General features: G+C 68.2%; 16 protein-coding genes. 8 read left to right on the forward strand and 8 right to left on the reverse strand.

The window, feature by feature from the left end; genetic code table 11:
• Positions 1 to 223 precede the first annotated feature (223 nt).
• Positions 224 to 1,894 carry a hypothetical protein gene (locus AC5Y7E_RS23100; RefSeq protein ID WP_499950862.1) on the reverse strand — a complete coding sequence of 557 codons (1,671 nt, stop codon included), beginning with the start codon at positions 1,892 to 1,894 and terminating at the stop codon, positions 224 to 226.
• A gap of 366 nt (positions 1,895 to 2,260) precedes the next feature.
• Between AC5Y7E_RS23100 and AC5Y7E_RS23105 the strand changes: the two genes are divergently transcribed.
• Genes AC5Y7E_RS23105 through AC5Y7E_RS23115 form a run of 3 tightly spaced genes read left to right on the forward strand, consistent with a single transcriptional unit; the run spans position 2,261 to position 5,611 of the window.
• Positions 2,261 to 3,448, forward strand: coding sequence for an NAD(P)/FAD-dependent oxidoreductase (locus tag AC5Y7E_RS23105; RefSeq protein ID WP_499950863.1), 1,188 nt, complete (start codon positions 2,261 to 2,263; stop codon positions 3,446 to 3,448).
• Positions 3,445 to 4,356: an RNA polymerase sigma-70 factor gene (locus AC5Y7E_RS23110; RefSeq protein ID WP_499950864.1), complete on the forward strand. Its 912-nt coding sequence runs from the start codon at positions 3,445 to 3,447 to the stop codon at positions 4,354 to 4,356. The genes AC5Y7E_RS23105 and AC5Y7E_RS23110 overlap by 4 nt, the downstream gene beginning before the upstream one ends.
• Positions 4,357 to 4,372: 16 nt before the next feature.
• Entirely contained in the window at positions 4,373 to 5,611 is a 1,239-nt protein-coding gene (locus tag AC5Y7E_RS23115; protein ID WP_499950865.1) for an aminodeoxychorismate synthase component I, read from the forward strand.
• A 64-nt stretch (positions 5,612 to 5,675) separates the two neighbouring features.
• On the opposite strand, the gene rsmI is transcribed toward AC5Y7E_RS23115, so the two are convergent.
• On the reverse strand, positions 5,676 to 6,512 hold the full coding sequence (gene rsmI, locus AC5Y7E_RS23120) for a 16S rRNA (cytidine(1402)-2'-O)-methyltransferase (protein WP_499950866.1): 837 nt from the start codon (positions 6,510 to 6,512) through the stop codon (positions 5,676 to 5,678).
• A 25-nt stretch (positions 6,513 to 6,537) separates the two neighbouring features.
• On the opposite strand from rsmI, the gene AC5Y7E_RS23125 reads away from it, so the two are divergent.
• Positions 6,538 to 8,133 carry a dolichyl-phosphate-mannose--protein mannosyltransferase gene (locus AC5Y7E_RS23125; protein WP_499950867.1) on the forward strand — a complete coding sequence of 532 codons (1,596 nt, stop codon included), beginning with the start codon at positions 6,538 to 6,540 and terminating at the stop codon, positions 8,131 to 8,133.
• 102 nt (positions 8,134 to 8,235) lie between these two features.
• Positions 8,236 to 9,084, forward strand: coding sequence for a DUF559 domain-containing protein (locus tag AC5Y7E_RS23130; RefSeq protein WP_499950868.1), 849 nt, complete (start codon positions 8,236 to 8,238; stop codon positions 9,082 to 9,084).
• Positions 9,085 to 9,134: 50 nt separating this feature from the next.
• On the opposite strand, the gene arcA is transcribed toward AC5Y7E_RS23130, so the two are convergent.
• Positions 9,135 to 10,349 carry an arginine deiminase gene (arcA, locus tag AC5Y7E_RS23135; RefSeq protein ID WP_499918439.1) on the reverse strand — a complete coding sequence of 405 codons (1,215 nt, stop codon included), beginning with the start codon at positions 10,347 to 10,349 and terminating at the stop codon, positions 9,135 to 9,137.
• A 95-nt stretch (positions 10,350 to 10,444) separates the two neighbouring features.
• Between arcA and AC5Y7E_RS23140 the strand changes: the two genes are divergently transcribed.
• Positions 10,445 to 11,041, forward strand: coding sequence for an alpha-ketoglutarate-dependent dioxygenase AlkB (locus AC5Y7E_RS23140; protein WP_499950869.1), 597 nt, complete (start codon positions 10,445 to 10,447; stop codon positions 11,039 to 11,041).
• Between the two features lie 4 nt (positions 11,042 to 11,045).
• On the opposite strand, the gene AC5Y7E_RS23145 is transcribed toward AC5Y7E_RS23140, so the two are convergent.
• The 5 genes from AC5Y7E_RS23145 to AC5Y7E_RS23165 form a co-directional block, all read right to left on the reverse strand.
• The gene (locus AC5Y7E_RS23145) at positions 11,046 to 11,696 is read right to left on the reverse strand and encodes a DUF5642 family protein (protein WP_499950870.1); all 651 of its coding nucleotides are present in this window, start codon (positions 11,694 to 11,696) and stop codon (positions 11,046 to 11,048) included.
• A 27-nt stretch (positions 11,697 to 11,723) separates the two neighbouring features.
• A complete protein-coding gene (locus tag AC5Y7E_RS23150; RefSeq protein ID WP_499950871.1) occupies positions 11,724 to 12,413 on the reverse strand; it encodes a DUF5642 family protein in 690 nt (229 codons plus the stop codon).
• 56 nt (positions 12,414 to 12,469) lie between these two features.
• Positions 12,470 to 13,414, reverse strand: a complete 945-nt coding sequence (pat, locus tag AC5Y7E_RS23155) for an acetyltransferase Pat (protein WP_499950895.1) — start codon at positions 13,412 to 13,414, stop codon at positions 12,470 to 12,472.
• Between the two features lie 283 nt (positions 13,415 to 13,697).
• Positions 13,698 to 14,831 (reverse strand): M42 family metallopeptidase, encoded by a 1,134-nt coding sequence (locus AC5Y7E_RS23160; RefSeq protein ID WP_499950872.1) that lies wholly within the window; start codon positions 14,829 to 14,831, stop codon positions 13,698 to 13,700.
• A gap of 95 nt (positions 14,832 to 14,926) precedes the next feature.
• The gene (locus tag AC5Y7E_RS23165) at positions 14,927 to 16,720 is read right to left on the reverse strand and encodes a CocE/NonD family hydrolase (protein ID WP_499950873.1); all 1,794 of its coding nucleotides are present in this window, start codon (positions 16,718 to 16,720) and stop codon (positions 14,927 to 14,929) included.
• A 425-nt stretch (positions 16,721 to 17,145) separates the two neighbouring features.
• Between AC5Y7E_RS23165 and AC5Y7E_RS23170 the strand changes: the two genes are divergently transcribed.
• Together AC5Y7E_RS23170 and AC5Y7E_RS23175 are read left to right on the forward strand one after the other, a co-directional pair.
• On the forward strand, positions 17,146 to 17,277 hold the full coding sequence (locus tag AC5Y7E_RS23170; RefSeq protein WP_499918443.1) for a hypothetical protein: 132 nt from the start codon (positions 17,146 to 17,148) through the stop codon (positions 17,275 to 17,277).
• A gap of 892 nt (positions 17,278 to 18,169) precedes the next feature.
• On the forward strand, positions 18,170 to 19,540 hold the full coding sequence (locus AC5Y7E_RS23175) for a PPE family protein (RefSeq protein ID WP_499950874.1): 1,371 nt from the start codon (positions 18,170 to 18,172) through the stop codon (positions 19,538 to 19,540).
• Positions 19,541 to 19,788 lie beyond the last annotated feature (248 nt).

A 19,788-nucleotide genomic window follows, 5' to 3' on the forward strand; every position in this document is an offset into this window, starting at 1 on the left:
GCATCGGCGGCCGCAACCTCGACAAACGCCTTGCTCACGCAGGGCACAACTACCTCGTTTTCTTCCGAAAGTGGAGCGAACACGCGTCCGTGTCGCTTAAGACATCGAGCTGCCTCCCGAGGTTAGCAGCCACATAACCGACGGTTGACACCTGCGTCAATACCGCAGATCTCCAGCATAGGCGGTCGTCGAACCATCAGAACGTGTCACACGCCGTGGATCGTTAGTTTTGCCCGCTAACGGAGTCACTCGGGATGTCAAGTGTGGCAATCGGGTACAGCCCGGCACCGTCGCGCCCGTCCCGCGCCAGGGCCATCGGTGCGTAGTTCACGACGTGTGAGGCGCCCGGTATGTGCTGTTGCCATTCAACGGAGGCGCGCAGCGTGTAGTGACCGGGCGCCAGGCCCGTCACGTCGACGCGTACCGACTCGGTGGCGGACTCCGCAACCGGCTCCTCGCGTGACGGGCTGGATTCGTCGTGGACCAGGGTCTTGAGATTGACCGTCGCGGGCAGGCTGCGAACCACCGCGCCCGAGAAGTCGACCAGCTTGTAGCCGGGCACCCAGGTCTCGGTGGCCGCCGCCGCGCCGTAGTTGGTCCAGTCGACCGAGATCGTCGCCACCTTGCCCTGGATCGACTGCGAGCCCGGCTTCGCCTCGACCGAATACCGGTAGCCGGCGGAGGTATTGGCCTGGCTCCATAACTGAAACAGCTTGGGGTCCATCGCCGACGCCGCATCGCGGTCCGGGAAATCGGTGCTGGAGGTCATCGATACGTGGTACCGGATGACGTCGTGCAGCCCCTTTTCGTAGTACGACCGCGCATCGGCTCCTTTGGGCAAACGGCACCACTGGCTGATCACCAGCGCCCTCATCAGCCGCTGCCTGATCGCGTTGACGACCGCGTCGTTGGACCGAACGTACTGCGAGTCGTTCGACTCGGCCCAGTCCGGCAACGGCGTCTGCACCCCGAGGCAGTCGGCGCGGACGCCGACCGGTGCGGCCAGTTTCTTGGTGACGTCCTCGGCGAACAGCTGGCGGACGATCTCCGGATTCTGCGGAGCAACCACCAGTTGGGTGTGCGGGAAGGCGTTGACGTTGGCCGCTACCAGCTGGGCGATCGAAGCTTTGGTGATGCTCTGGTCGCGAAACTGGCTGTAATAGCCCAGCTTTGCGGTGCTTTCGTCGGGGGTGGGCCCCGCGGTGCCCAGCGAATCCCGCAGATAGGCGAGCTGGTTCTGGCCGAAGTCCCCGTATCCGGAGAACTCGAACACGGATAGCCGCTCGTCGCCGTCATAGCGGCGGCCGAGCGCGGCCAGCAGCTGGCCCACGCCGTTGAGGTAGTCGGGGTCGTTGAAGTTCGGCACCACCTGGGTGACGCCCGGTGCGGAACCGGCCGGCGCCGCGGGATAGCTGGCCGCCGACGGACGCAGCCAGTCCGGGATCGCGATGTTGGTGTTGCCGGCGTAGGAATCGTTGCAGCAGGACTTGTAGACGTACACGCCCAGGGTGAGGCGCATGTTGCGACTGCCGAGCTTGGTCAGCGCGTCATCTATGGCGCTGAAGTCGAACTTGCGGTCGTCGGGCGCGTCGGGGGGCAAGGTGCGGGGATCGACGGGCTGCAGCTGCCGCCACGAGACACGCAGGCTGGCGTCGTACGACGCCGGCCAGGCGGAGTATCGCTGTTGCGCCGAATTACCCTGCGGGAAGAGCGGATTCAGCATTTCCTCATACTGGCCACGCAGCGGGTTGGGTATCTCTTGCGCGGTGGGCGGGATGGCCGGGCTGACCATCGCAGATAGCGGTCCAGGGTCGCTTTTGTCACCGCAACCGCTGAGCGCCGCGGCCGCGCACAGGACAGCGGCCAGCGCGCGCTTCCTCCATGAGCACACCATGGTGGCGTCAGATCGCGCCCGGCGACCACGGGTCGCGGGGGTTGTGCGACTGCACCGGCGCGCCGCCGGGCCCAGTCAAAACGATCGTCGTCGTCAAGGTTGCTTCTCCCAATACACACCGATGCGCGGTAGGTGGCCCCATATTTTCGCGCGTTCCAGTGGTGCGTGAATCCGGCCTGGGGCAGGCCACAAATTGGCGTAGCGCAGCGTATCATGCGCGTTTCGGCATAGCTTCGCTGCAGCTCAGCGGGGTGCACGGGCAAGCAGCGCGCAGTGAGACGGGTCACAATTGCGGACGTGCCTGTCACGCTCGGCGGTTCTGCGGTGTCTCAAAGGGCACAGGTCCTCACGAAAAAGGAGACAGCCATGACCGAGGTGGCCCCCGAAAGAACCCATGTCGTCGTTGTCGGCGCCGGATACGCCGGAACACTGGCGGCCAACCATCTGCGCCAGCGCCCGGACATCGACATCACGGTGGTGAATCCGCGACCGGTCTTCGTCGAGCGAATCCGCTTGCACCAGTTGGTCGCCGACACCGGCGCGGCGACGGCCGATTACGCGACGTTGCTCGGCGAAGGGATCCGGTTGATCGTCGACAGCGTCGATCGGATCGAGACCGCCGGCCGGCGGGTGCTGCTTTCCTCGGGTGCCGAGCTGAGCTACGACTATCTGGTCTACGCCGTGGGAAGCACCGGCGTCACCGCATCGGCGGTGCCGGGCTTCGCCGAATTCGCACATTCGGTCGCTGATCTGGAAAGCGCGCAGCGGCTGCACTACGCGCTCACCGATCTGCCGCTGCCGGCACCCATCACCGTGGTGGGTGGCGGATTGACCGGGATCGAGACCGCGTCCGAGCTGGCCGAGGGTGGCCGTCCGGTGACCTTGGTCTGCGGCCCGGTGCTCGGTCCGTCATTGAGCAAGCGGGGCCGGCGTTCGGTGGCCAAACAACTGCGCGGCCTGGGTGTCAACGTGCTGGAGTCCGTGGCGGTGGCCGAGGTGCGCTGGGATGAGGTGGTGCTCACCGACGGCGTGGTGCTGCCCAGCGCGGCGACCATCTGGACTGCCGGATTCGCCGTGCCGGATCTGGCCACGCGCAGCGGGCTGCACACCGACCCGATGGGCCGGCTGCTCACCGACGAGACGCTCACCAGCATCGACGACGAGCGCATCGTGGCCGCCGGTGACGCGGCCGCGCCGTCGGGTCAGCCGTTGCGGATGAGCTGCCAGGCCGCCGGCCCGTTGGGTGTCCAGGCCGCCAACACGGTGCTCAGCCGCATCGCCGGCGACGTCCCCGCGGCCCTGAGCCAGGCGTTCGTCGGGCAATGCATCAGCCTGGGCCGCACCCACGCGACCGTGCAGTTCTCCCGCACCGACGACACCCCGGTGAACATGTTCCTCGGCGGCCGGGCGGCGGCTTCGCTCAAGGAGGCGATCTGCAAGGGCACGCTGTGGTCGATCCGGCGCGAGGCCGCCAAGCCCGGTTCGTACTTCTGGATCAAGGGTGGCAAGCGGCCCGCGCAGTCACCGGCCGACGAGGAGGTCGCCGCGCGATGACGCAAGCACCGACCGGCAGCGAGCACGCCGAACGGTTCACCTTGCTGCGGCCACTGCTGTTCACCATCGCCTACGAGATGCTGGGCTCGGCGACCGAGGCCGACGACGTCTTGCAGGACAGCTATTTGCGGTGGGCGGCGGTCGACTTGGCGACGGTGCGCGACACCAAGTCGTACCTGGCCCAGCTGGTCACCCGCCAGGCGCTGAACTCGCTGCGGGCCGGTGCTCGCCGGCGCGAGGACTACGTGGGGCCGTGGCTGCCCGAACCGCTGCTGCTCGACGAGCAGGACCCCTCGGCCGACGTCGTTCTGGCGGAATCGATTTCGATGGCGATGCTGGTGTTGCTGGAGACGCTGAGTCCCGACGAGCGGGCCGTGTTCGTGCTGCGCGAGGTGTTCGGTTTCGACTATGCCGAGATCGCCGAGGCGGTGGGCAGGCCGGCGCCCACCGTCCGGCAGGTCGCGCACCGGGCCCGCGAACACGTGCGGGCCCGGCGGAAGCGATTCGACTCGGTCGACCCGGAACGCAACGCCGAGATCACCGCGCAGTTCCTGGCGACGGCGGCCGGCGGTGACGTGGACGCGCTGATGACGATGCTCGCCCCCGACGCGACCTGGACGGCCGACAGCGGTGGCGTGGTGAGCGCCGCCCGCCGGCCGGTGGTCGGCGCGCAGAAGGTCGCCCGCGCGATCGCCGGCCTGATGCGCCGGGCCGCGACGATGGGCGCGATGCGGGTGGAGATGGTGACCTGCAACAGCGCCCCGGCGGTGCTGCTCTACCTCGGCGAACAGCTCGAGGGCGTGATCACTCTCGAGATCGCCGAGGACAAGATCACCAACTTCTACGTGATGCGCAACCCGCAGAAGCTGGCCGCCCTGGCCACCGCCCGCGACATCAGCCGCGGCTGAGCGGCACACTGGGTCGGTGCGCATCGACCGGCTCGGCGATCTCGGCGCCGCACCCCAGGTGCTGCGCGCCGTCGGTGACGCCACCACCCGGCTGGGTCTCCCGCCGCCGGCCGCGCTGACCGGCGAGTGGTTCGGCGCCCTGGCGGTGATCGCGCCAAGCCTGTCGGTGCGCCCGGTCCAAGTCGGCGACGTGTTCGCGGTCCCGGCATCGCGGACGTCCGAGCCGCACGCGGTGGGCGGGGGCTGGATCGGTTACCTGTCGTATCCCGACCCCGGCGCCGACGCCCGGCCAAACCGGATTCCCGAGGCCGCCGGCGGCTGGACCGACAGCGTGCTTCGCCGCGACCGCGACGGGCAGTGGTGGTACGAGAGCCTCTCGGGTGCACCGATGCCGGACTGGCTCGCCACCGCGCTGACCACGCCGACGGCTCCGCCGCGCGAGTGCCACATCGACTGGGGCATCGCCGATCGGGCGGCGCATCGCGACGGGGTGCTGGCCTGCCTGGAAGCCATCCGCGCCGGCGAGGTCTACCAGGCGTGCGTGTGCACGCAGTTCACCGGAACGGTCACCGGCAACCCGCTGGACTTCTTCATCGACGGCGTCGCGCGCACCTCCCCGGCACGGGCGGCCTACGTCACCGGCGCCTGGGGTGCGGTGGCGGCGCTGTCGCCAGAGCTTTTCCTGCGGCGGCGCGGCACGATCGTCACGTCCAGCCCGATCAAGGGCACCTTGCCGCTGGACGCCTGGCCGTCGGCGCTGCGGGCGTCGGCGAAAGAGGTCGCGGAGAACATCATGATCGTCGACCTGGTGCGCAACGACCTCGGCCGGGTCGCGATCGTCGGAACGGTGACCGTGCCAGAGTTGTTGGTGGTGCGGCGCGCCCCGGGGGTGTGGCACCTGGTGTCGACCGTGTCCGCGCAGGTCCCCACCGAACTGCCGACGTCGGCGCTGCTGGACGCCACGTTCCCGCCAGCCTCGGTCACCGGGACGCCTAAACACCGTGCCCGTCAACTGCTTTCGCAGTGGGAGCCGAATCGTCGTGGAATATACTGCGGCACAATCGGTTTGGCCTCGCCGGTGGCCGGTTGCGAATTGAACGTCGCGATCCGCACCGTCGAATTCGACGCCGCGGGCGGCGCGGTGCTCGGTGTCGGCGGCGGGATCACCGCCGACTCCGACCCGGACGCCGAGTGGGCCGAATGCCTGCACAAGGCGTCCCCCATCGTCGGGCTGCCGTCCATCGCCGCCGGCTGACCGAGCGGCTAGTCCTGATGGCGGCGGCCCGCTACGCCCGGCTTCGCCGCGCTTGCGACCGCCGCTAGTCGCGTCGTGACCGCAGCACGGCGTCGTAAAGCTGGCGCGAACGCGCCCCCGGATGGGCGGCCGCCACCTGGCCGCAGGCGTCCTTGACGCGAGCGCCGTCGGCCACCAACTCCTCGACCTCGGCGACCAGCGACGCCAGGTCGGCGCTCGGGGTGGCCCCGGCCAGCACCACGGTGATCTCACCCAGCACACCGTCGGCCGCCCACGCCGACAGTTCGTCGAGCGATCCCCGGACCACCTCCTCGTGCACCTTGGTCAGCTCCCGGCAGATCGCCGCCCGGCGTTCGCCGCCGAACCGCTCGACCGCGTCGCGCAGACAGGCGGACAACCGGCGCGGCGATTCGAAGAACACACAGGTGCGCCGCTCGTCGGCCAGCGAATCCAGCCAGGTCCGCCGCGCCGCCTTCTTGCGTGGCGCGAATCCCTCGAAGCAGAACTTCTCGGCCGGCAGACCGGACAGGGCCAGCGCGGTCGTCACCGCCGACGGCCCGGGCAGGCATCCCACCGGCAGGCCGGCCTCGACGCAGGCCGTCACCAGCCGGTAGCCGGGATCGCTGATCAGCGGCATCCCGGCGTCGCTGACCACCAGCACCGTCGCGCCCGCGCGGATCGCCTCGATCACGGACTGTGCCCGGGTGCTCTCGACCTGATCGAACATGCTGATCACCCGACCGGCGATTCGCACGTCGAGGGACTTGGCCAGCGTGCGCACCCGGCGGGTGTCCTCGGCGGCCACCACATCGGCTCGGGCCAGGGCGTCCAGCAAGCGGGGTGAGGCATCCGACGGCTGGCCCAGGGGGGTCGCGCCCAGCAACAGGCGGCCGGTGGTCATGACCGACAGCCTACGATCGACACCGATGACTGCCCCGCCCCGCGAATCCCCCTTGCACACCGAGGGTGCCGACGCGGAGCGCGCCGTGCCCGTCGTCAGCCCCGGACCGCTGGTGCCGGTGGCCGATTTCGGGCCGACCGATCAGATCCGCGGGTGGGTGGTGACCGGGGTGATCACGCTGGTGGCGGCGGTGACCCGGTTCCTGAACTTGGGCTCGCCCACCGATGGCGGCACCCCGGTCTTCGACGAAAAGCACTACGCGCCGCAGGCCTGGCAGGTGCTGCACAACCACGGCGTGGAAGACAACCCGGGCTTCGGCCTGGTCGTCCACCCGCCGGTCGGCAAGCAGCTGATCGCCCTCGGCGAGGCGATCTTCGGCTACAGCGGGGTCGGCTGGCGGTTCACCGGCGCACTGCTCGGCGTCGTGATGGTGGCGCTGGTGATGCGGATCGTCCGGCGGATCAGCCGCTCGACGCTGATCGGTGCGATCGCCGGCGTGCTTCTGATCTGCGACGGCGTCAGCTTCGTCGCCTCGCGGACCGCCCTGCTCGACGGCATCCTCACGTTCTTCGTGGTCGCTGCGTTCGGCGCGCTGATCGTCGACCGCGACCAGGTTCGGCAGCGGATGCACATCGCGCTGGCCGAGGGCCGCAACGCCGAGACGGTGTGGGGTCCGCGGCTGGGTGTGCGGTGGTGGCGCTTCGGCGCCGGGATCCTCCTCGGCTTGGCATGCGGCACAAAGTGGTCCGGCCTGTACTTCGTGTTGTTCTTCGGTGCCATGTCGCTGGCCTTCGACGTGGCCGCGCGGCGTCAGTACCAGGTGACCCGGCCGTGGCTGGGGACCTTGCGCCGCGACCTGGTTCCGACCGCATACGCGTTGGGCGTCATGCCGGTGCTGGTGTACCTGGCCAGCTATGCGCCGTGGTTCGCCTCCGAGACCGCGATCGACCGGCACGAGGTGGGCCAGACGATCGGCGACCATGCGATTGTTCCGATGCCCGACGCCATCCGATCGCTGTGGCATTACACGGCCAAGGCGTTCCAATTCCACGCGGGCTTAACGAATTCCGCGGGCAACTACCACCCGTGGGAATCGAAACCGTGGAGTTGGCCGATGTCGTTGCGGCCGGTGCTCTACGCCATCGACGAGCAGAACGTCGCCGGGTGCGGCGCGCAATCGTGCGTCAAGGCCGAGATGCTGGTGGGCACCCCGGCGATGTGGTGGCTGGCCGTGCCGGTGTTGGTTTTCGCGTTGTGGCGCATGCTGGTACGCCGCGACTGGCGTTACGCCGCGGTGCTGGTCGGTTACTGCGCGGGCTGGCTGCCCTGGTTCGCCGACATCGACCGGCAGATGTACTTCTTCTACGCCGCGACCATGGCGCCGTTCTTGGTGATGGCGATCGCGCTCATTTGCGGCGACATTCTCTACGCCCCCGGCGCCCCGCCCCGGCGGCTGCGACTGCAGCCGAATTCCGAGCGACGCACGCTTGGGCTGATCGCCGTGTGCTGTTACGTGGCCCTGGTGGTCACCAACTTCGCGTGGCTGTTCCCGGTGCTCACCGGTCTGCCGATTTCGCAGCAGACCTGGAATATGGAGATCTGGTTGCCCAGCTGGCGCTAGTTTTCGCCGCCGAGATTGCCGTGAGGGCTGCGCTTCGCGCCTTGTCCACAGCCATGGCGGCAATGTGGACGCGACAGCGGCGCCAACCATCATGATGAGCGCGTGGCGGGGGCCTTCCTCGGGACCGAGGCGGTAGCGCGCGGCGGGCTGACCCGGGGCCGATTGGATTGGAACTACCGGCGGATTCATCCAGACGTCTACCTGCCGAAAGGCGCCTCGAGATCCTTGCGGGACAACATCGTCGGGGCGTGGTTATGGTCAGGCCGCCGGGGAATCGTCGCGGGCCGCGCGGCGGCGGCGCTCCATGGGGCCAAGTGGGTCGACGAATCCACACCGATAGAGATCATCGGCCCGTTCAACCATCCTCCGCCCGGAATCATCGTTCGCCGTGAACGAATCGGCGCCGACGAGATCGTTGACCTGGGCGGGCTACCTGTCACCAGCCTGGCGCGTACGGCGTTCGATCTGGGCCGGCACCTACCGCGGGGATCAGCAGTCGCTCATCTCGACGCGTTGTCCGCCGCGACGGGTGTCACCGCGGCCGAAGTGACTCCATTGATCATCACCCACAAGGGAGCGAGAGGAGTGCGCCGGTGCCGAACGCCCTTGGCACTCATGGACGGCGGCGCGCAATCACCCAAAGAAAGCTGGCTGCGACTCGTCCTCATAGACGCGGGACTCCCCGCGCCTGCCACGCAGATTCGGGTCACCGACGGACGCCACGTGGCTTACCTGGATATGGGGTGGGAAGCGCCGATGGTGGCGGTCGAGTACGACGGCGAGCAACATCGCACCGATCGAAGACAGTACGTCAAAGACATCCGCCGAGCCGAGATGGTCGGCCGGCTCGGTTGGAACGTGATCAGGGTGATCAACGAGGACCGCCCGAACCTCATCGTCCAACGTGCGCGCGAAGCGTTGGCCCGCCGTTCGTCGTCGAGATTGCCATGACGGCTGCGGTTCACGCGCGAATCGCGACCGTGGCGGCAATCTCGACGCGTCTAGGGCAGCAGATCGCGGGCGACGGGGCAGGACATGCACCGGGGTCCGCCGCGGCCGGTACCCAGTTCGGAGCCGGCGATGGTGAGCACCTCGATGCCGGCGTCCTGCAGACGAATGTTGGTCTGCAGATTGCGTTCGTAGGCGATTACCACGCCGGGCGCCAACGCCAGCGTGTTATTGCCGTCGTCCCACTGCTCGCGTTCGGCGACAACGGGATCCAGGCCCGTGTCGATGACGCGGAGCTGGTCGATCTCCATCGCCTTGGCCGCTGCCTCCAAGAAGGGGGCCACGTCGCTGATGGCGACCCCGTCCGGCGTGCGCTGAATCGTGAAGGCGGACAACGAGTCGACGATGTTCGCGTACATCACCACCGTATCGGTGTCGACCATGGTGCACACCGTGTCCAGGTGCATCTGGGCGCGCCGCTGCGCGATCGGCACCGCGAGCACCGTGTTCGCGAGGTCGTCGTCAAACAGGCTGCGCGCCAACGCCTCAGCGCCGGCGGGAGTGGTCCGCTCCCCGACCCCGACCGCGACCACCCCGGGCGCCAGCAGCAACACGTCACCGCCCTCGACCGGGGCGGTGCGCGACTCGTAGGCGCGCCGCACGCCGGTGAATCGCGGGTGATGGGCGTAGATCAGATCGGTCAGCGACGCCTCGCGGGTGCGGGCTCGCAGCGCCAGCGTCGGGATGACCACCCGTTGACCGATCCAGATCGACGAGTCGCGGGTGAACACCAGGTTGGGCAGCGGATCGATGACGAAGTCGCCGCCGTGATGCATGCGCAGCACCAGTGAGACGTCGGTCCGGGTGTCGGAGGGCAACTCGTTGAACGTCATGCCGGCCATCAGCACCTGAGCCAGCCGGGCCGGCTCGAGCCCCCGCAGGTATGCCGAAAGTTCTTGCGCCAAGGGCACTCCGAGTCGTCGCGCGTCGACGGCGGCCGCGACGCCCTGCATCCGGGCGGCTCCGCTGTGCGTCAGCGCCTCGGTGAGCAGGTCCGACAACAGCAGCACCTCGACGCCGCGGGACCGCAACAGATCGGCGAACTGGTCGTGCTCGTCTTGCGCGCGGGCGACCCAGGGCAGGCCGTCGAACAGCAGCTGGTCGAGGTTGCGCGGATTCAGGCGGAGCAGTTCGGCGCCGGGGCGGTGCAGGATGACCACGCGCAACGCGCCGACCTCGGAATTGGTGCCCAGCTCGACAACACCCACAGCTCAACCGTAGCGGCGCCCCGCCTTGCCGTCCCGCCACACACGCCCGTCGCGCGCCACCCGCCATCGAACGGATGTGCGATAAACTCGCTTCCGTGGAGATCGCGGTCCAAGGCTCCCTGTTCCAGCACACCGAGCGCAGACAACTCGGCGACGGCGCGTTCATCGAGATCCGTGCCGGCTGGCTCACCGATGCCGATGACCTGCTGGACGCCCTGCTGTCGACGGTGCCGTGGCGCGAGGAGCGCCGCCAGATGTACGACCGCGTCGTCGACGTGCCGCGGCTGGTGAGCTTTCACGACCTCGCCGTCGACGAGCCCCCGCATCCGGAACTGGCCCGGCTGCGGCGCCGGCTCAACGACATCTACGCCGGGGAGCTTGGTGAGCCGTTCACGACGGTCGGGTTGTGTTGCTACCGCGACGGTTCGGACAGCGTGGCCTGGCACGGCGACACCATCGGCCGCAGCAGTTCCGAGGACACCATGGTGGCGATCGTCAGCCTGGGCGCCACCCGCTCTTTCGCGATGCGCCGCCGCGGCGGCGGGCCGTCCCTGCGGCTGCCGCAGGCGCACGGCGATCTGCTGGTGATGGGCGGATCGTGCCAACGCACCTGGGAACACTCCGTGCCCAAGACGACGGCATCGGTCGGCCCCCGGGTGAGCATCCAGTTCCGCCCGCGCGGCGTGCGGTAAACAGTCAGGCGCGCACCGCGGACACGGCTTTGACGAGTAGGTCGCGCGCCCGCTGGGTGTCCACCGGGGCGACCGGCTGATCGGGGACCACCAGCGGGTTGGCGATGACGATCACCTGGTAGTCGCCGAATGCGGCCGAATAGTCATACAACTCGCCGGTGCGCGGGCCACCCGAAGTCAGCGCCTGCATGACTCGATGCACGCCCAGCGTGCGGGTGCTCTCGATCTGCGGCACCTCCACTACCTGGACACCGCCTCGCAGCTGCGGTCCGGTGAAGGTCACCTTGGCGCAGTCCTTCCCAGGATCATTGAGCGGCAACGCTTTTGAGGTCTCGAGCGCGATCACCACGAACCGATTGCCGCGACCCTCGGCGGTGACCGCGGACATGTTGCCCTGCAGGTCCGCCGGCATGTCCGGCCCGGCCGCGACTTTCGCGCAGTTCGCGGGGTCGAACGTCAACCCGTCCGGCAGTTTGCGACCGGCCAACAGCTTGGGATCGATTCCCCGTTCGCTGATGTCGCTGACCTTGTACTCGGGTCCGAAGCTGGACTTCACGTCGACGACCTTGTTGATGTCGACCTTCGCCGGGTGAATGGCCGATGAGCAGCCGGCCAGGACGCAGACAGCTACGACCGCGGGCAAGATCTTGGACATCGTCGCCAATCTACCCAAGCGAAGAGCTCAACTGCGCAACGTGGACACCGTTTTGGCGAGCAGATCCGCGGCGAATTGCGGCGGCAGCATCGGCAGCGCCGAACCCGGATCGGTGGTCAGCGTGGTAAATGCGTAGTAGTTGCCCAGGTACGCGGTGAATGTGTAAATGCGCGAATCTATTTCGGTACCCGACTCGACGGATGACTTGACGTCGGCCACCATTCCGACGGTGTCCACACCATCGACGTGCGGGGCGTCGGTGAGGTGCACGTGGGCCACGGTCCGCCCGGCGGTCTCCGACCACTGCGCACACGCGGTAATCAGGTCCTGGGGCAGATCCACCGGTGACGGCAAAGCCACCACCACGGCGTCGACGATGCCGCCGCTGCCCGATCCCGAGACGCCCTGCGCCGACTGGTCGCGCCCGTTCCCCGGGTCGGCCAGCGTCCCGCACACGGCCGGCTTGGCCTGCAGGCCGTCCCCCAGGCTCCACATCACCCGGGGTGAGGCGGCACTGGGGATTGCGGTGTTCACCTCATAGCCCTGCGGCAGGTCGCGAACGACCCGTTTGATGTTGGCGGGGTTGACGGTAACGACGCTCGCCGGAACGGATTTCGTGGGACCGGCCGCCGGAGCGCGTGCCGGTGAGTGGCCGCACGCCGCGATCGCCGACGTGAGCACCCCGATTAGCGCCGGACCGATCCAGAACGGCCGCATGAGGAGTTGATAGCACAGGACATCGCCAAACCGTCTCCCCCACGCCAGCGCGGGTCTCAGCCAACCGCCGCGATGACCTGCCGGGCGACACGCTTGATCTGCTCGGCCTCCTCACGCCGCAGGTGGCGGGGGGCCGGCACGTCGATCACGGTGGTGATGACGCCGACGTCTTCGCGCTGCCAGACGGCTCCGTGGCGGTCCATGATCGCGCGCATCGGCCCGTTGTCGGAAAGCATTCGCGCGGAGAACCTTTCGACGCCGTCGACCTCGGCGGCGATGGACAGCGCGCTCATCAAGAAGGTGCCGATGCCACGGCCCTGATAGGCATCGGCGACGGTGAAGGCGATCTCGGCGACGGTCGGGTCACTCTCGTCGCGCACGAAACGCGCGTCGGCCACCGGGTCGCTGCCGTCGGTGACCACCCACACGAAGTGATCGACGTAGTCGACCTCCGATAGGTAATGCATCAAAGCGGGAGTCGGAAGTCGCGGGGTCATGAACCGCCGATAGAGCGTGTCGCTGGAGAAGTAAACGTGTCCGTGCACGGTGCGCTCGCTGTCGCCGGGGAGCACCGGCCGCAGCAACAGGAGCGTGCCGTCGCGCACGCGAATCGGGATCGGCGTGATGAACGCGGCGAGCCGCTGACGCACGGTGCGCAGCAGCCGCGGCGTGATGCCGGGGATGTGCACCATGCTGGCGAACGCCCTGGTGTCACCGATCCAGCCGGTCAACGGTTCGGCGGTGGTCACCGTCGCGGTCCGGGGAATGTCACGCAGCAGGGCGATCTCGCCGACAATCATGCCCGGGGAGGCATGCTCGACGATCATTACGCCGTCGTCACCGACGTGTTTGATCTCGGCGGTGCCCGACGAGATCAGCAGAAATGAGACCGCCTGCTCCCCCTGCCGCATCAGCACCTGGCCGGCCGGAGCCTGCAGCGGTTGCAGGCGGCCCGCCAACGGCGCGAGGTCTTCGGCGGGACATCCCGTGAAGATGTCCATCGTCGCCAGCTCGTCCACCCGCGCGCCGGTGAGCCCGGCCACCGCTACGGACCGCCGCCCGCGGCAGCGCGGCACCGCTCTGCGCGTCGCGGTGATGCCATGACCTGCCCGCCTGCTCGCCGTCGTCTGCCGCGCCGGGCCGACCCCCCGGATACGGTCGGATGTTGCCAGGTTATGAGCACGGTCGCGGCTCGGGCAAGCATGCGCGGGTCACTGGTGCGATCGGGCGGCCCGCCGGAAGGCAGACGCGCGGGTCGTTGCCGCGTGGAGCATTCGGCAAGCCTCAGGCGCTCTTCTGACTCGGCTGCAGCACGAAATCGACGACGATCGCGGCCACGTCGTCGATCGCGCGGCGAGCGATCACCTCATAGCCGTGGGTGCTCAGCGTGGGCAGGCACAGCAGGCCGGCGCGCGCGGTCAGCCCGTTCGCCTTGGAGTGCGACGCGTCGGATTCGAACGCACCCAGCGCGGCCGCCTGCGGCGACAGCTCGCGGTCGGTGGCGATTTTGAGCAGCCGGTCGGCGACTTCTTTGTCGTAGACGCACAGGGCGTCGCTGTACCCGATGATCGGGCCGCCGGTGACGCTGGTGCTGTATTCGCGTTCGGTGGGGCCGACCTCCAGCGCCACGGTGAGGTCGCCGGGCAGGGTGGCGCTGGCGTAGGTGCCTCCCACCCCGCCGACCTCCTCGTTGGTGGTGAACACCAGGTACACGTCGTCGGCGGGGCGTTGCCCACGCTCGCGCAGTTGGCGTGCGGCGTGCAGCAGGGCGGTCACCGCGGCGCGGTCGTCGAGGAAGTAGGCGCCGACGAAGTCTCCGATCTCGACAACGGCTCTCTTGCTGCGGTCGACGCACACCCGGGTTCCGGCGTGCACCCCCGCGGCGGTCAGCTCGTCGCTGCTGCGGCCGGTGAACACGTAGACGTGATCCCAATCCAGCGCGCGGTCGCCCTGGTCGGGCTTGGTCTCCCAGATTCGCGAGCTCTCCTGGGTGGTGTGCTCGGAGCCGAGAGTCAGTACGGCGGTGAGGGTTTCGTTGTCACCCAGCACGGCGACCGGACCCAGTCCGAAGTTGCCCGGGTACATGGTGCCCAGCTGCGTCAGATGCAGTGTGCCATCGGATTCCACCCGCTTGACGATCATGGACAGCTCGTCCATGTGCGCCATGACCCGTGTGGCGGTGCCGGGGATGGACTCCGTGCGGTGGCGGTGGTTGGGTGCCCCGGCATCGCCGGCCGACGGGTTGGCGGCGACGTAGCCGATCAGGTTGCCGGCGTCATCAGTCCACATGTCGTCGACGACGGGTTGCAGTTCGCGGGCGATAACCGCGCGTACCTCGTCCTCCTGCCCGCACGGCCCGTAAGTCAACAACAGTTCTTGCAGCAGCTCATCGGTGTAGTCACGATCGCGGTCCGCCATCGGATCCTCTCCGTCATCGGGTTCGAAGGATCAGTACCCGCGTTGGTCTGCACCTACGCAACGGAAGGCGCGGATGCCGTCGAAGACAAGGCCCGTCAGCTCACAGCGTCCGGGTCTGCCAACGAGATCAGAATGTGCGACGGCGTAGGCCCGCCCTGATGCAATTGGTAGCGCCCCCCGGCCAACGCCCGGCGGGCCGGCTTGCTGGGCACCAGATGCGGAAAGTCATAGGTGGTGATCGTCAGGCACAGTCGATGGCCGGCGGCGATCAACGCGGCCGTCGGGAAGATCTCCACGTCGTAGCGGGTCACCTCCCCCGGCACGACGGGCTCGGCGGCCGATCGGGTGCTGAGGTGCTGCGGCCGCAGCACGGTGCCGTCTGGCAGGTACCAAGTGCGGTCGGGGTCCAGCTTTCGGTGCGACCCCAGTAGCGCGCCCTGCGTCAGCGGGCGGCTGGCCCCGTCGGGGGCGACGTCGTCGAGGTGGGCGACCCACAGTGTCTCGGTGGTGGTGGCCGTCGCGTGGATGGTCAGCGCGATCGGCCCGGCCACCAGCTTCGCCTCGCCGAACGGCTCGGTGGTGTAGGTCAATGCGCCGCGCTGCAGGCGGCGGTTGTCCTGGTCGTACCTGATGCTGCGGCCCCGTTGGGAGAACATGAAGCTGTTCAAACCCAGCGACCACTGCTCCAGGCTGCGACCGGACAGGGGTCCGCGCGCCACGTAGGTGAGTGGCGCCACGGTGCCTTCCGGCGACGCGTCCGGGCTCAGGCGGCCCGCGTCGGATAGATAGAAACGGGTGGGCGTCGCCTCGGCGAGGGGATAGTTGTCGGCGCGATACCACTGCGAGCTTCCAATCGCCTGAAAAGCCAACGGCTTTCCGCAGATGGCCGCGTCGGCGTCGTCCTTGAGCCAGCGGTCGAACCAACGCAACTGCAGCGCGTTGAGGTGCAGTCCGCCATGGTTGGACACGTGATACCAGGGGCCCATCATCAGTCGGATCCGATCCGATACCGGCTGGCCGGGTTCCATCGGTGCGTCCTGCGGCCGGCCGGCGGCCGCGTTCTGCAGGGCGGCGTAGTTCAGCGGCGCCCCGCGTTGGAACGCGTCGTGCCACCCGCCGACGAGGAAGGTCGCAACTCCGTTGGCCGCGACCTCGGATAGGACCAGCCCCGGACTCATCGCGTCCCAAAACGGGCCGTCAAAAGCGGTTTCACCCCCGGCGACGACCTCAGCGATCAGGGGCCGGAAATAGCGCCGCTGGTCGCGTCCGCGCTGCCGAACCGCGGCGAAGCCGCCCGAGCGCGGTCGCGCGTGACCACCGCGCGCGAGCCACTCCAGGGTTGGGTTGACCACGTTGAGCAGCGTGTACACGGAGCCGTATCCGCGTACCGCGTGCAGGTGCGGCACACCGCCCATCGTGGCGGCGTCGCGATAGAAATCCCGCGCCGCCATTACCGGGAAGATCGCTTTCAGCGGCGACTCCGGGCCGACCGCGGCCGCGGTGAACAGCTGGTTGATCGCAAGGTAGGACAGCCCGACCATGCCGACTCGGCCATTGGCATTGGGCAGCGTCGACGCCCACTGCACCAATTCCACGCCGTCCTGCGTCTGCCGCTCGCCGCACATCTCGAACGAACCGCCCGAGGATCCGGTCCCGCGAACGTCGACCATCACCTCGATGTAGCCGCGCTTGATCAGGTAGGGGGCCGCGCCGCCGCCGATCTGGGCGGCCGGCGGTGGCGCCTTCTTGCCATACGGCGTGATCGACAACAACACGGGAAACGGACCCGCCGCGGGCTGTCCGGTCTCGGGCACCGTGGGGTAATGGATGTCCGCCCGCAACTCGACACCGTCGGTCATCGGCACCGCGACGTTGTGACGAACGCCCACCCCGTATGTCGCCGGGGGCGGCGTCCATTCCGGCGCGAACGGCGACGGGCTCGTCTGGCGAGCGCGTCGCTTCCGACGTGTGCGCCCCAATCGCCGACTGGCCATCAGAACGCTTTCTCCTCGGTCGGAAGACGGCTGGGATCCCGTCGCTCTCACCATCGGCAGCTCCCCCTGAGGCTCGCGGCCGCAGCGCCGCGAGATACCACAAGAACTTAGAGCAAGTCCTCCTGTGGAGGCAGAGGGGCATCGAGGCCGCCACGGTCCCTAGCGGATTCGGCGGCGGGTTCTATCGGGGCATATGTCGGCCGACAGCAAACCCTTTGCGGTTTGCGCAATATTACACACACGTCAAAAGACAGCGATAACATCGGCTCACCGGCGGCAGTTTCTGCCACGGCTGTCTCTACCAGGAGAAAGGCGAACCGATGAGCGCAAGCAAGAAGAGGATGCTGAAAGCGGCCGCGCTGGTCACGGTGCTGACCGGTGTGATGCTGGGGTCGTCGGGCTGCATAGCAATCGAGCTTGGGGGCGCGCGGCCAATTCCCACTAGCTTCTGATCGCTAGCGCTTAGGCAATCGCGGCATTGGGCTGCGGACCTACGTCCGCGGCCCGGTGCCGGCGGCGATTCAAACCCTGTGTTCGCCCGCTGTGAAGCCGGTTGAAGCGCAGATCTTCTCGGCTTCGTGCCGCGGTGCGGCTCGGCGGCGGTCGACGCATAACTGGTAGCCTGTGTGGCACTGTGAGTTTCGGATTGAGCATGCCGCCACGATGGTTACGACGACGATCTGCGTTGGCCATCGTTGCTGCGCTGGCTCTCGTCGCCACCGTTTTTGGTTGCGGGGCGGTGCACGCCCAGGTGGCGGCCATCGCATCGCAGTCGTCCGCGGCGGCCCCGTTGACCAGTCCGGAATCAAACCCGATGCCGTCAGCCGGCGCCGTGACGCCAGTCCGTCGGCTTGGCGTCGGATCGACCGTCAACGATGACAAAGCGTTCAGAAGCGCTGGCGTAAAGCGTGATCGGGCAACAACTTTGGCGCTTTCCACGCCACGATGGTCCGATTCTGCGACCCCGTCATCGGTTGGCGCGACCTGGTCTGAGCAGCGGACGGACCAGCCCGCACGAGCGCCGGTGCCCCGTTCCGCCGTACCCAATCTCCTGATTCAATTCTGCGTCGCCCGTTGCTGATTGAGCACGGCCGCTAGTCTGCGCACAACGCCATTGCGGCAGGTTAGCGCTAGCCGGTACTAGCTGCAGCTCATTCGTGTCCGCGGCGATCATCGATGCCGTCTTCGGACCTGGCTGAATGACGCCGTCGCGCGTTGCTGAGACACGCACGTTACTCACCACTTGCTTTGCCGACCAACCGTTGTGGCCTACGTCGCCGGCTTCAATTCGACGCCGCCCACCGCCACATCGGTTAAAGACTCAACCAAGAAACAGGGATAGCCATGGACTTTGGGGCGCTACCACCAGAGATCAACTCCGGTCGAATGTACGCAGGGCCCGGACCCGCGACCTTACTGGCCGCCGCCACCGGCTGGGAGTCGCTGGCGGCCGAACTGGCGGAGGCCGCCAGCAGCTACCAGAGGGTGATCGCGAGCCTCACCGACGAGCCCTGGCTGGGGCCGGCGTCGATGTCGATGACGGCTGCCGTGATGCCTTACATAGCCTGGATGACTGGGGCCGCCGAACAATGTGGCCAGGCGGCCGCACAGGCGACGGCCGCCGCAGCAGCCTTCGAAACCGCCTATGCGATGACGGTGCCGCCCCCTCTGGTCGCGGCCAATCGCGTTCGCCTTCTGGCGTTGATTCAGACCAACATCTTCGGGCAGAACACCCCGGCCATCATGGCGACCGAGGCCGAGTACAGCGAGATGTGGGCCCAGGACGCCACCGCGATGTACGGCTACGCCACCAATTCCGCCGCGGCATCGAGACTTTCGCCGGTGCTCGCGCCGCCGCAGACGGCCAATCCGGCCGGCCTCACCGGTCACATCGGTGCCGTCACCCACGCAGCAGCCCACGCGGGCAGCAACACTACGACGCAATGGCTCTCCTCGGTGCCCCAAACTCTGCAAGGACTCTCCACCCCCGGCTCTTCCTCGAGCGCCGGATTGTCACAGGCGGCGATGGGCACCGGAGCGTCACTGGGGGCGTCGGGAGCGTCCGCGCCATTCAGTTCACTGTCGAGTTTGACCGGCGCCTCGGGCAAGGGGGCGGCGAAGAGCGCGAGCACCGGAGCGGGCGCGGCCTCGGGACTGGCCTCGGCGCTCGCTGCCGCACCCGCAGCGGACGGAGCCGCGGCCGGCCTGGCCTCCGAGGTGGCCGGCTATGGTGCCGACGGCGCCGGCCTCATCGCCGATGGCGGCGGCATCGGCATAGATCTCTACGGCCTGGATCTGGATTACCAGGGACTGGGACTGGACTACCAGGGATTGGCACTGGATGAAGCGGGCGCCGGTTCCATTTTGGGAGCCGAGGGCCGTGCCGGGATAGCGAGCATGGGAGGCGCGGCGGGCCTGGGAAACCTCGGGCCGCTGGCGGGGCTGGGCGAGGGGGCCTCGGCGAGCGTGGGCCAGGCCAGTTCGCTGAGCACCCTATCCGTGCCACCGAGTTGGGCGGCAACGGTTTCATCGGTCACCCCGCTGCATGCCCTCAACGGCGGCGCCATGCCGGGTGGATGGGCCGCCGCACCCGCACCCGGCACCGCTGTCTCCAAAGTGCCGCTGGGCGGCATGGTCGGTCGCGAATCGGAGGGCGCGGTTCAACGCGTCGGCATGCGCGTATCGCTCATTCCGCATTCGCCGGTGGCCGGGTAAGGCACCGAATCAGTCATCACGTTCGACTCCAAAGGAAATCGCCATGGCCAGCCCCAAGCCACCTGAGCCTCGGGCCCCGATCGGGACACGAAAACCGTTGCCCTTCACCACAAAAGCGCTGGCATGCGCCGGCCTAGTCTTAGCGTTCTTGACTTCGGCGCGGGCGCCTGCCGGCGCCGACCCAAGTCCGAGCGGCGACCCGAGTCCCTTCGGGGGCCTCAGCTGCAGCTGCAGCGAAACCGCCCCCG

It is taken from the genome of Mycobacterium sp. NGS17 (assembly GCF_059813205.1).

What these genes read in the sequence shown, in the direction of transcription:
- AC5Y7E_RS23160 (WP_499950872.1), bottom strand. Translation starts at nt 14,831, where the DNA reads ATGGCGGACCGCGATCGTGACTACACCGATGAGCTGCTGCAAGAACTG.
- rsmI (WP_499950866.1), bottom strand. Translation starts at nt 6,512, where the DNA reads ATGACCACCGGCCGCCTGTTGCTGGGCGCGACCCCCCTGGGCCAGCCG.
- AC5Y7E_RS23100 (WP_499950862.1), bottom strand. Translation starts at nt 1,894, where the DNA reads ATGGTGTGCTCATGGAGGAAGCGCGCGCTGGCCGCTGTCCTGTGCGCG.
- AC5Y7E_RS23175 (WP_499950874.1), top strand. Translation starts at nt 18,170, where the DNA reads ATGGACTTTGGGGCGCTACCACCAGAGATCAACTCCGGTCGAATGTAC.
- AC5Y7E_RS23105 (WP_499950863.1), top strand. Translation starts at nt 2,261, where the DNA reads ATGACCGAGGTGGCCCCCGAAAGAACCCATGTCGTCGTTGTCGGCGCC.
- AC5Y7E_RS23125 (WP_499950867.1), top strand. Translation starts at nt 6,538, where the DNA reads ATGACTGCCCCGCCCCGCGAATCCCCCTTGCACACCGAGGGTGCCGAC.
- AC5Y7E_RS23110 (WP_499950864.1), top strand. Translation starts at nt 3,445, where the DNA reads ATGACGCAAGCACCGACCGGCAGCGAGCACGCCGAACGGTTCACCTTG.
- AC5Y7E_RS23145 (WP_499950870.1), bottom strand. Translation starts at nt 11,696, where the DNA reads ATGTCCAAGATCTTGCCCGCGGTCGTAGCTGTCTGCGTCCTGGCCGGC.
- pat (WP_499950895.1), bottom strand. Translation starts at nt 13,414, where the DNA reads ATGGACATCTTCACGGGATGTCCCGCCGAAGACCTCGCGCCGTTGGCG.
- AC5Y7E_RS23170 (WP_499918443.1), top strand. Translation starts at nt 17,146, where the DNA reads ATGAGCGCAAGCAAGAAGAGGATGCTGAAAGCGGCCGCGCTGGTCACG.
- AC5Y7E_RS23150 (WP_499950871.1), bottom strand. Translation starts at nt 12,413, where the DNA reads ATGCGGCCGTTCTGGATCGGTCCGGCGCTAATCGGGGTGCTCACGTCG.